This is a genomic window from Flavobacterium cyanobacteriorum (assembly GCF_002251835.1).
Classification (GTDB): domain Bacteria; phylum Bacteroidota; class Bacteroidia; order Flavobacteriales; family Flavobacteriaceae; genus Flavobacterium; species Flavobacterium cyanobacteriorum.
Window position 1 is genome coordinate 1 of the sequence record NZ_NOXV01000200.1, and the last position, 10,380, is coordinate 10,380.

Annotated in this window: 12 protein-coding genes; 8 read left to right on the forward strand and 4 right to left on the reverse strand. The window is 45.2% G+C overall.

Annotated features, from left to right (window positions below):
• Positions 1–86: 86 nt before the first annotated feature.
• Positions 87–518: a tellurite resistance TerB family protein gene (locus tag CHU92_RS04150; protein WP_094412900.1), complete on the reverse strand. Its 432-nt coding sequence runs from the start codon at positions 516–518 to the stop codon at positions 87–89.
• A gap of 159 nt (positions 519–677) precedes the next feature.
• Here CHU92_RS04150 and CHU92_RS04155 point away from each other — a divergent pair, with 159 nt between their 5' ends.
• From CHU92_RS04155 to CHU92_RS04165, 3 genes are read left to right on the forward strand one after another with little or no spacing between them, the layout of a single operon-like run.
• Positions 678–1,277, forward strand: coding sequence for a HupE/UreJ family protein (locus tag CHU92_RS04155; protein ID WP_094412902.1), 600 nt, complete (start codon positions 678–680; stop codon positions 1,275–1,277).
• Positions 1,278–1,294: 17 nt separating this feature from the next.
• Positions 1,295–1,723, forward strand: a complete 429-nt coding sequence (locus CHU92_RS04160; protein ID WP_094412904.1) for a deoxycytidylate deaminase — start codon at positions 1,295–1,297, stop codon at positions 1,721–1,723.
• A gap of 1 nt (position 1,724) precedes the next feature.
• Complete coding sequence (locus tag CHU92_RS04165; protein WP_094412906.1) at positions 1,725–3,317, forward strand: S41 family peptidase; 1,593 nt, start codon at positions 1,725–1,727, stop codon at positions 3,315–3,317.
• 47 nt (positions 3,318–3,364) lie between these two features.
• On the opposite strand, the gene CHU92_RS04170 is transcribed toward CHU92_RS04165, so the two are convergent.
• Genes CHU92_RS04170 through CHU92_RS04180 form a run of 3 tightly spaced genes read right to left on the reverse strand, consistent with a single transcriptional unit; the run spans position 3,365 to position 4,836 of the window.
• Positions 3,365–4,009, reverse strand: coding sequence for an FAD-dependent oxidoreductase (locus CHU92_RS04170; protein WP_094412908.1), 645 nt, complete (start codon positions 4,007–4,009; stop codon positions 3,365–3,367).
• A 3-nt stretch (positions 4,010–4,012) separates the two neighbouring features.
• Positions 4,013–4,213, reverse strand: coding sequence for a hypothetical protein (locus tag CHU92_RS04175; protein ID WP_094412910.1), 201 nt, complete (start codon positions 4,211–4,213; stop codon positions 4,013–4,015).
• Between the two features lie 47 nt (positions 4,214–4,260).
• Positions 4,261–4,836 carry a MarC family protein gene (locus CHU92_RS04180; RefSeq protein WP_094412912.1) on the reverse strand — a complete coding sequence of 192 codons (576 nt, stop codon included), beginning with the start codon at positions 4,834–4,836 and terminating at the stop codon, positions 4,261–4,263.
• Between the two features lie 312 nt (positions 4,837–5,148).
• Between CHU92_RS04180 and CHU92_RS04185 the strand changes: the two genes are divergently transcribed.
• The 5 genes from CHU92_RS04185 to CHU92_RS04205 all read left to right on the forward strand — a co-directional run bounded on the left by CHU92_RS04185 (position 5,149) and on the right by CHU92_RS04205 (position 10,236).
• Positions 5,149–5,736 (forward strand): DUF3109 family protein, encoded by a 588-nt coding sequence (locus CHU92_RS04185; protein ID WP_094412915.1) that lies wholly within the window; start codon positions 5,149–5,151, stop codon positions 5,734–5,736.
• A gap of 246 nt (positions 5,737–5,982) precedes the next feature.
• Entirely contained in the window at positions 5,983–6,960 is a 978-nt protein-coding gene (locus CHU92_RS04190; protein WP_094412917.1) for a ribonucleotide-diphosphate reductase subunit beta, read from the forward strand.
• Between the two features lie 58 nt (positions 6,961–7,018).
• Positions 7,019–9,427: a ribonucleoside-diphosphate reductase subunit alpha gene (locus tag CHU92_RS04195; RefSeq protein WP_094412920.1), complete on the forward strand. Its 2,409-nt coding sequence runs from the start codon at positions 7,019–7,021 to the stop codon at positions 9,425–9,427.
• A 60-nt stretch (positions 9,428–9,487) separates the two neighbouring features.
• Complete coding sequence (locus CHU92_RS04200; protein WP_094412921.1) at positions 9,488–10,009, forward strand: RDD family protein; 522 nt, start codon at positions 9,488–9,490, stop codon at positions 10,007–10,009.
• The gene (locus tag CHU92_RS04205) at positions 10,009–10,236 is read left to right on the forward strand and encodes a hypothetical protein (protein ID WP_094412923.1); all 228 of its coding nucleotides are present in this window, start codon (positions 10,009–10,011) and stop codon (positions 10,234–10,236) included. Before CHU92_RS04200 ends, CHU92_RS04205 begins: the two co-directional genes overlap by 1 nt.
• Positions 10,237–10,380 lie beyond the last annotated feature (144 nt).

Genomic DNA, 10,380 nt, shown 5'->3' on the forward strand with positions numbered 1-10,380 from the left:
AGAAAAACGTAAAAAAACCGTCTCAAGTTGTGAGACGGCTTCTATTTATAGGCAGTCAGCCTGTGGCTTATGCCTTTTGGCTAAATCTATTTATTCATATGCTGCATTTCGTAAACAAAAGTATCGCCCTCAACGCCAAGCACAAGGAGTGACAGGGCTTTGTCAACAATATATTTTACATTGCCAGGCGTAAAGCCAAGGGCAAGTGCAAAACGCGTCAGTATCTCTTTTTGTTTGGGGCCCAGCACATGGTCGGCATATACCATCCTTGACAGGTCATACAAACGTTCAAGGCGCTGTACATGCAGGTGCGGCGGGTTGATGGGGTATTTATAAGGGTTCTCAAGGATTTCGCTATACTCTTCCTGTGATATATCAAGCTGTATGGCCAGTTTATCAAGGAAAGCCTTTTCTTCCGGGCTTATGTGGCCATTTTCCATCGCAACACGAACAATGGCCGAAAAATGGCCTTTATTCCTGTCCTTAAAACCGCTGTCAAAAAGATCTGATATCGACATGTTTTTCTGTGTTAAAAAGTTATTGGCAAATATACCTCTATATTTGGGTAATATAAAATTAAAAAAAAATTAATGATAATTATCTTATATGCAGCCTGACCTGCCTATCATTTGCAAAAATAGTGTAAGTTTACAATCCCAACTAAGAGAACACTAACCATGTCTGATTTCTGGCTATATTTCAATATCGGTCTGAGGCACGTGCTCGATATCAATGGATATGACCACATGCTCTTCCTTACGGCATTAACGGTTCCCTACGCGTTCAGGCAATGGCGGATACTGCTCCTGCTGCTGACGCTTTTTACAATCGGGCACACCATGTCGCTTATCCTGTCTGTTTATGGCATTATTTCTATTAAACCTGTAATTATTGAATTCCTCATATTGGTTACTATACTTTTTGCCGCCCTGTATAATTTTGCAAAAGCCGGCAAATCTTACAAAGAAGAAAATATTAGCGTGCTGGCCATAGGTACGCTGTTTTTTGGCATTATCCACGGCCTTGGGTTTTCAAATTTTTTTAAAAATATGATAATGGCCGGCAATGAAAGCAAGCTGCTGCCGTTATTAGAATTTGCGCTGGGCATTGAAGCGGCCCAAATCATTGTGGTTATTGCCATACTTATACTTTCATGGGTGATACAAAATTTTTTCCGGGTATCAAGGCGCGACTGGGTATTGGTTATTTCTGCCTTTATTTCGGGTGTAATTGTGCCAATGATTGCCTACAGCCCCATATGGAGCAGCACTAAATAATACTCAAGCACAGGCCAATGAAAGAGAAAAAGCAAAACAAATACGATAAAGCTTATTTACGGATTGCCCGTGAGTGGGGGCAGCTGTCCTACTGCACCCGGAAAAAAGTTGGCGCAATTATTGTAAAAGACAGGATGATAATATCTGACGGGTACAATGGTACCCCGTCTGGTTTTGAAAATTGTTGCGAAGATGAGCATGGCCTTACAAAATGGTACGTACTGCATGCTGAAGCTAACGCAATACTAAAAGTAGCCCGTTCAACACAATCATGCGAAGGCGCTACACTTTACATCACTATGTCGCCCTGCAAAGACTGCAGCAAGCTCATACACCAGTCCGGCATAAAAAGGGTGGTTTATAAAGAGGGCTATAAAGATAATTCAGGCATAGAATTTCTTATAAAAGCCGGTGTAGAGGTAGACTGCATTCCTGACCTGGAATAAAATGAAACCGAAAAGAATATATTTACCCATAATAATCGCCACGGCCCTTGCCTTAGGGCTTATCATGGGCAGTTTCCTTAATTTTCCCGCTCCCCAGCGAGGCCTTATATCGGGCTCTTCCCACAAAAGCAAGCTCAACAAGCTTATTGATTTTATTGAAAGCGAGTATGTAGACGAGGTAGATACCGATTCCATAGTTGACCTTACCGTAAACAGCATCCTTGAAAAGCTGGACCCGCATTCGGTTTATATTTCCAAAACGGAAATGGGTGAGGTGGAACAAAGCATGAAAGGCGATTTTGTGGGCATAGGGGTTAACTTTTACATGTATAAAGATTCGGTTGCCGTAATTAAGCCTGTACCGGGTGGCCCCAGCGACAGGGCCGGGATAAAGCCGGGCGACAGGATACTTTATGCAGGCAATTATAAACTTTTCGGCCGCAAGCTGCCCAATGATACCCTTTTTTCAAAACTGAAAGGCGCCGAAGGCTCTCAGCTTACCTTAACGGTTTTCCGCAAGAGCACCAATAAGCAGTTTAAGGTGAATGTAACCCGCGACGTAGTGCCGCTTAAAAGTGTTGACGCTGCTGTAATGGCTGACAAGGCCATGGGTTATATAAAAATTAACCGTTTTGCCGAAACTACTGCCGATGAATTCCGCATAGCCCTTGAAAGCCTAAAAAAAGCGGGCGCGACATCAATAATTATAGACCTTCGCGATAACGGCGGGGGCTACCTTGAAAAAGCAGTTGAAATTGCCGATGAATTTCTCAGGGATGGCCAGCTTATTGTGAAAACCCGCAATAAAAAGAACAGGGAAGATAAAACCTTTGCTACTGCTGAAGGTATATTTGAAGAAGGTAAAGTTTATGTGCTTATCAACGAGAACAGCGCCTCGGCCAGCGAGATACTGGCAGGTGCCATACAGGATAATGACAGGGGAGTTATTGTAGGGCGGAGGAGCTTTGGCAAAGGCCTTGTGCAGCGCGAGATGAAACTGGGCGACGGCAGTGCCGTAAGGCTTACTGTGGCAAGGTATTATACACCTTCAGGCAGGTCCATACAGCGCAGCTATGCCAACGGCGGTGAAGCCTATTTTAATGATTTTGAGAAACGCTTTGAAAGCGGCGAACTCTATGCTGCTGACAGCATAAAGATTGCCGATACGCTTAAATTTAAAACCGTAAAGGGCAGGACGGTATATGGCGGGGGCGGCATCATCCCCGATGTTTTTGTGCCGCTTGACGGGCATCATGGCGATGAAGCTGTCCTTATGGTTATGCAGTCGGGCATTGTAAGCTACTTCGTGTTTGAACAGCTAGACAGCGAAAGAAAGCTTTTTGAGGGCAAAACTGCCGCACAAATTCAAAACCAGGTAACTTCAACGGATAAATACTACAAAGCTTTTGATGCGTACCTGGCTAAAAATGGCCTGGTATTCAGGCTTGGCAGGCATAGGGATAAAGTGAAGCGGTACCTGGCTGCCGAGTTTGCCCGCCAGCTGGTTAGCGATAAAGCTTACTACGAAATGATACTGAAGGAAGATAATATGATAAAATCCGTATTATCGCCAAAACCGCAAAAAGGTAAATAATACTGGGCTTTTCAGGAGTGTCACTAGCGTATGCAATGAAGGGAATATTAATACAATAAGATCCCTCTCTTCGCAAAAGCATACGTTTTCCTTGTACTGTCATGGTACTGGCTTTGTGTGCCGCCATTCCACAAGGTCATAATATCGGTTGCCACGGCCGCACCGCTGCCTGCCGCAATGGCAAGCTGGCTCCTGTGCCCCGCCAGCGTACCCGCAACATAAATACCTTCTGTAACCAGGTGGTCATCATTCCTCAGCTGTATCCGGTTTTTTTCAGGGAGCGCTTTTTGGTGCGGCATAACATATCCCGTAAGCCCTTCAATGCCAAAAGTGCCGGCTGAGCCTACAGCTACAACAACTATTCTGGCGTGGTAGGAACCTTTATTTGTTATGACGGTATAATGGCCTGCTGTGCCTTCTACTTTAATCGCTTTTTCACCCGGAAGCTGTTTTACATCAGGATATGTTGCAGCCAGGTGCTTCAGGCTGTTTTCCATAATGTCTTTGCCCAATGTGCCCGGCGCAATGCCATACACATTATTATAAAGGCCGTCCTGGAGCGCCGAAGCCTTCTGGTGGGTGAGTATGCCTACGGTTTTACCTTCAGCATAGGGTTTTTTTAACGCTGAGCCTAATACAAGCGCGCACGACACACCGGCCGCGCCTCCGCCTATGACCAAAACATCAAACATGCTTTACAGGTTCCTTGTTTTTTCTTCGATGTTTTTGGCCAGCCTGAATATTATCAGGATGCATACCGCGCATAAGGAAGCTACGATGCCAATGAGGGCAACAACACTGTTGCCGGACAAAAGATTGTTAAAATCCAGTAAAGTTATATTGAATAGTATCAGGCCAACGGCAATCGCGATAAGCGTGTAAATAAAAATCTTCATTGTAACTAAATCTCTGAAATCGAGGTTAAAATTAAAAAAAATCGAAGTTATAAAAACAATTCTTTAACATTAGCGGCAAATAATTTAACAGCTATAGCCAGCAGCACCACGCCAAAAACCTTCCGTATTACGCCCAGGCCGTTAACGCCCAATACCTGCTCAATACGGGCCGAAGACTTCAGCACGGCATATACAACAACTACATTAATCGCAATGGCAACAATAATATTTATCTTCTCATATTCTGCCCGTAACGAAAGCAGCGTGGTCATGGTCCCCGCACCCGCAATTATAGGAAAAGCGATGGGTACAATCGAAGCCGTGCTGGGATTGTCTTCCTTATAAAGGCGTATGCCCAGGATCATTTCGACAGCCAGGAAAAAAAGCACAAACGAACCCGCCACCGCAAACGAGTTCGCGTCAATCCCTATGAGCTTCAGGATCTCTTCCCCCACAAAAAGGAAAGCAATCATAATAACCAAGGCCACTACCGATGCCTTTTCAGACTCAATGTGCCCCAGTTTATTGCGCAGATCAACAATGATAGGTATGCTGCCCACAATATCAATAACAGCAAACAGCACCATGCTCACCGTAAAAATCTCCCTCCAGTCAAAACCCATAATACAACAGTTTAAGATGTTGCAAAAATACACTATAAATATAAATAGTAACCACACTTATTAGCCTCAGGAGCCCCGGCGCAGGTGCTTTTTTGTAAGCGCCTCAGCCCGCTCTCCGCTATATCTCCCCGCCGCCATAAGCGCGGCAGCGGGGAGGATGCCGCTTCGATCGGGGCTAGCCCGCAACAGCCGTGCTTACCAGTAGCAACAGCCGGCAGAAAACAACCACCCGCACCTGTTTTTTCTCTGCACCGGCGGCAACCCTCCACCCAAAATACATTATGTGGCAACATTTTTCCCTAACTTTGCCACATGTTTCAACTGGGAAAAACAATTGTGTCCGAAGACATACTGGAGAAGGAGTTTGTGTGCAACCTTTCGGCATGCAAAGGAGGCTGCTGTATTGGCGGTGATGCCGGCGCACCCCTTAATGAAGAGGAAACACGCGTGTTAGAAGCGGTATACCCGGTAATAAAGCCCTTCCTGCGCCCTGAAGGTGTTGCCGCCATTGAAGCGCAGGGCACATGGGTTACAGGCACTGACGGCGACCTTGAAACACCCCTTATAGATAATAAAGACTGCGCCTACGTTATTTTTGACGGGAAAACGGCGCTTTGCGGTATTGAGCAGGCGTATAACCAGGGGCTTATCAGCTGGAAAAAGCCGGTTTCCTGCCACCTCTACCCGGTGCGCGTAAAGGATTTCAGCGAATTTGCCGCCGTAAATTATGACCGCTGGGACATTTGCAGCGATGCCTGCACACTTGGTAAAGAACTGGAAGTCCCTGTGTACAAATTTGTGAAGGAAGCCCTCATCCGCCGCTTTGGCGAAGACTGGTATGCCGAGCTGGAAAAGGTGGCTGCGGAGCTGAAGCAAAATCCGGTGCCAAGGCGGCGCTAAACCCTTTAAAAACGTGCTTTTCCGCCGTATTTTTTCTTTTATTTTTCTTAAATTTGTAACACGCAACAATTTGTTTTACAGCAAGTTGCGATTTTGCTCCTGTGTTAAGGCAATGGTAATCCGTTGTTAAAAACTCTGCTGGATTGTGAATAAGTTTGGCTTTCAATTTCGGTTTCAAATGCCAATCTTTGTATCACGCCTTACAACACCAAAACACGATTTTAATTTCATAAAAGTCAAAAAGATATGTCTGTAGCAGAACCTATATTACAGGAAAACAAGAACAGGTTTGTAATTTTTCCCATAAAGCACCATGATATCTGGGACTGGTATAAGAAAATGGAGGCAAGCTTCTGGACGGCTGAAGAGATAGACCTTCACCAGGACCTAAATGACTGGAATACGAAGCTGAGCAATGATGAAAAATACTTTATAAAGCACATCCTGGCCTTTTTTGCGGCGTCAGACGGTATTGTAAATGAAAACCTTGCTGAGAATTTTGTAAATGAGGTGCAGTACCCTGAAGCCAAGTTCTTTTACGGATTCCAGATCATGATGGAAAATATCCACAGCGAAACCTACTCCCTCCTTATTGATACTTATGTCAAGGATGAGGCAGAAAAGAACGAGCTGTTCCACGCTATTGAAGTATTTCCTGCGATTATGAAAAAAGCCGAATGGGCGCTGCGGTGGATAAAATCTGACTCATTTGCCGAAAGGCTTATTGCTTTTGCCGCTGTTGAGGGTATTTTCTTCTCGGGTGCGTTCTGCTCCATATTCTGGCTGAAGAAACGCGGCCTGATGCCGGGGCTTACGTTCAGCAACGAGCTTATTTCCCGCGATGAAGGCGTACACTGTGATTTTGCCGTACACCTGCACAACCACCACCTGGTAAACAAAGTATCTAAAGAAAGGATTAAAGAGATATTGATTGACGCCTTAAATATTGAGCGGGAATTCATTACCGAATCGCTGCCGGTAAGCCTTATCGGCATGAACGCCACGCTGATGACGCAGTACCTGGAGTTTGTAACCGACAGGCTGCTTGTGGAGCTGGGCTGCGAAAGGCAGTTTAATGTAGGTAACCCGTTTGATTTCATGGATATGATATCGCTGCAGGGCAAGACCAACTTCTTTGAGAAACGGGTATCAGAATACCAGAAGGCCGGCGTACTGAATAAAGATACCGATGCGCAGAAGATAAGCTTCGACGCTGATTTTTAATTAAAACCAACTAACCAAGTAAAGGCACGTGTGCCTGTTAACCTAAAAATTTTGCCTTATGTATGTAGTTAAAAGAGACGGTAGGAAAGAGCCGGTAATGTTCGATAAAATTACCGACAGGGTAAGGAAATTGTGCTATGGCCTTAATGATCTTGTAGATCCGGTAAAGGTGGCCATGCGCGTTATTGAAGGGTTATATGATGGTGTAAGCACATCAGAGCTTGATAACCTTGCGGCCGAAACCGCGGCTTCCATGACGGTAACACACCCTGATTATGCACAGCTGGCAGCCCGTATTGCTGTTTCTAACCTACATAAAAATACCAAGAAGTCGTTCAGCGAAACCATGAGCGACATGTACCACTACGTGAACCCGCGTACAGGGCAGGAAGCACCGCTTATTTCTGATGAGGTTTACGAGGCTATTATGGCCAACGCTGAGGCGCTGGACTCAACCATCATTTATAACAGGGACTTCAACTATGACTACTTCGGGTTCAAAACGCTGGAGCGTTCTTACCTGCTTAAAATAAACGGTAAAATTGTAGAAAGGCCGCAGCACATGCTTATGCGTGTTTCGGTGGGGATACACCTTAATGATATACAATCGGCCATAGAGACCTATGAGCTGATGTCTAAAAAATATTTTACCCATGCCACGCCAACACTTTTTAATGCCGGCACCCCAAAACCGCAAATGTCATCATGCTTCCTCCTGGCTATGAGGGATGACAGTATTGAAGGTATCTACGATACACTGAAGCAAACAGCCATGATATCGCAGTCGGCCGGTGGTATTGGCCTGTCTATCCATAATGTAAGGGCCACAGGCTCCTACATCCGCGGTACAAATGGCACTTCAAACGGCATTGTGCCCATGCTTCGTGTATTTAACGACACAGCCCGCTATGTAGACCAGGGCGGTGGTAAGCGTAAGGGAAGTTTTGCCATATACATTGAAACATGGCATGCTGACATCTTTGATTTCCTTGACCTGAAGAAGAACCACGGTAAAGAGGAAATGCGTGCCCGCGACCTGTTTTATGCTATGTGGACCAGCGACCTGTTTATGAAGCGTGTGCAGGACGATGCGCACTGGACACTGATGTGCCCTAACGAGTGCCCGGGCCTGTATGATGTGTATGGCGAAGAATTTGAGGCGCTGTATGAAAAATACGAAGCCGAAGGCCGTGGACGTAAAACTATCAAGGCCCGCGAGCTTTGGGAGAAGATACTGGAATCACAGATTGAGACCGGGACACCATACATGCTGTACAAAGATGCAGCCAACCGTAAATCAAACCAGAAGAACCTGGGTACTATACGCTCATCCAACCTGTGTACCGAGATAATGGAATATACGTCGGCTGATGAGATTGCCGTATGTAACCTGGCCTCTATTTCACTGCCTATGTTTGTTGAGAATGGGGCATTCAACCACCAATACCTGTTTGAGGTAACCAAGCGTGTAACACGTAACCTTAACAAGGTTATTGACAGGAACTATTACCCTGTTAAGGAAGCTGAAAACAGCAATATGCGCCACCGTCCTGTAGGGCTGGGTGTTCAGGGGCTTGCAGATGCTTTCATCCTTATGCGCCTTCCGTTTACCAGCGATGAGGCCAAAAAGCTGAACCAGGAGATATTTGAAACCATGTATTTTGCTGCCGTTACCGCATCTATGGAAATGGCTAAGGAAGAAGGGCCATACTCTACATTTAAAGGTTCGCCGATATCTCAGGGTGAGTTCCAGTACAACCTTTGGGGACTGAAAGATGAAGACCTGAGCGGCCGCTGGGACTGGACATCGCTTCGCAGGGAAGTTATGGAACACGGTGTGCGCAACTCACTGCTTATGGCGCCTATGCCTACCGCTTCTACATCGCAGATACTGGGCAACAACGAAGCCTTTGAGCCTTATACGTCAAATATCTACACCAGGAGGGTACTTTCGGGCGAGTTTATCGTAGTGAACAAGCACCTGCTGGAAGACCTTGTGCGCCTTGGCCTGTGGAACGAAGACCTGAAACAGGAGATCATGAGGAACAACGGCTCGATACAGAGTATCGATATCATCCCCCAGGACATCAAGGAGCTTTACAGGACGGTGTGGGAAATGAGTATGAAAGACATTATTGATATGTCGCGCCAAAGGGGTTATTTTATTGACCAGAGCCAGTCGCTCAACCTGTTCATGGAGGGCGCCACGTTTGCCAAGCTTACATCAATGCACTTCTACGCATGGCAAAGCGGCCTGAAAACAGGTATGTACTACCTGAGGACCAAAAGCGCGGTTGATGCTATTAAATTCACCCTTAACAACGATAAAAAAGCCGAACCCGTTAAAGCGGTTGCAGCGGTTGAGGTACAGGCAGAAGCCCCGGCCATGTCGGTATCTGAATTCCAGGCTATGATAGAGCGTTCGCGCAATGCCGAGCCTGACGACTGCGAAATGTGCGGTTCTTAAATAACAAACACAAAAACAAATAAGGAGCAACACGCTCCTTATTTTATTATTCACTACAAGATGGCTCAAATTAAACAAATCCCGGCTTCTTTTCAGGTAACTAATGATATGCTTGCTGAAAAAGGCAGACGCTTTTTAAATTATATAATTGATGTAATAGCTGTATATATTGTTATACTTATTCTTGCTGTAATAGCTGCCTTTATAGCTGTCGTTTTTAAACTAGAGGGAGTAATAACATGGATGCAACAGGTAACTCCTTTAGAAAGCTACTCGATAGCTTTTTGCGTTATATTGCTTTATTTCGGAATTTTCGAAACAACATCTGCCAGGACGCTGGGTAAGCTGATAACAGGAACAAAAGTAGTAATGGCTGATACTGGTGAAAAACCAACTGCTCAAACTATACTCAAACGCTCACTGTGCAGGCTGATACCATTCGAAGCATTTTCATTTTTTGGCGGAGACGGAACAGGCTGGCATGACAGGTTTACAGGAACAGCGGTGGTTATTATAAAACGATTTGAGGCAGGCCTACAGCTTCACGATTCATTTGAAGAACTGGGTAACACAAGCGAATAATGTCAAAAGATAAAGAGTACATTTACACAGGCATAATCGGGCAGGACGAACAAGGAAACTTTTTTTGTGGAGAATACCTGCTTGACTATAAGCAGGTGATGTCAGGATTTAAAATAGGAGACAAGATAAACATTAAATCGGTTATAGAGAATCCAAGCGACAAGAGCTATGAAAGATACCCAAAGAAGTCTAAAGAGTTCGTAGCGGCTGATAAAAAAAAGTTTTAAAATAGGCACAAGCCAAAGTAAATAGCCTAAAGTTTCAGAACCTGAAACTTTAAACCTGAAACAAAACAAGATGATGCAATGGGAACAGCTCCTGTCTCTTAAAAGGCAGGGCGATACAAGCAAACGCTTACGCAAAGAACAGGA

Coding starts and splice junctions, on each gene's coding strand:
- CHU92_RS04150 (WP_094412900.1), bottom strand. CDS start 518: ATGTCGATATCAGATCTTTTTGACAGCGGTTTTAAGGACAGGAATAAA.
- CHU92_RS04155 (WP_094412902.1), top strand. CDS start 678: ATGTCTGATTTCTGGCTATATTTCAATATCGGTCTGAGGCACGTGCTC.
- CHU92_RS04160 (WP_094412904.1), top strand. CDS start 1,295: ATGAAAGAGAAAAAGCAAAACAAATACGATAAAGCTTATTTACGGATT.
- CHU92_RS04165 (WP_094412906.1), top strand. CDS start 1,725: ATGAAACCGAAAAGAATATATTTACCCATAATAATCGCCACGGCCCTT.
- CHU92_RS04170 (WP_094412908.1), bottom strand. CDS start 4,009: ATGTTTGATGTTTTGGTCATAGGCGGAGGCGCGGCCGGTGTGTCGTGC.
- CHU92_RS04175 (WP_094412910.1), bottom strand. CDS start 4,213: ATGAAGATTTTTATTTACACGCTTATCGCGATTGCCGTTGGCCTGATA.
- CHU92_RS04180 (WP_094412912.1), bottom strand. CDS start 4,836: ATGGGTTTTGACTGGAGGGAGATTTTTACGGTGAGCATGGTGCTGTTT.
- CHU92_RS04185 (WP_094412915.1), top strand. CDS start 5,149: ATGTTTCAACTGGGAAAAACAATTGTGTCCGAAGACATACTGGAGAAG.
- CHU92_RS04190 (WP_094412917.1), top strand. CDS start 5,983: ATGTCTGTAGCAGAACCTATATTACAGGAAAACAAGAACAGGTTTGTA.
- CHU92_RS04195 (WP_094412920.1), top strand. CDS start 7,019: ATGTATGTAGTTAAAAGAGACGGTAGGAAAGAGCCGGTAATGTTCGAT.
- CHU92_RS04200 (WP_094412921.1), top strand. CDS start 9,488: ATGGCTCAAATTAAACAAATCCCGGCTTCTTTTCAGGTAACTAATGAT.
- CHU92_RS04205 (WP_094412923.1), top strand. CDS start 10,009: ATGTCAAAAGATAAAGAGTACATTTACACAGGCATAATCGGGCAGGAC.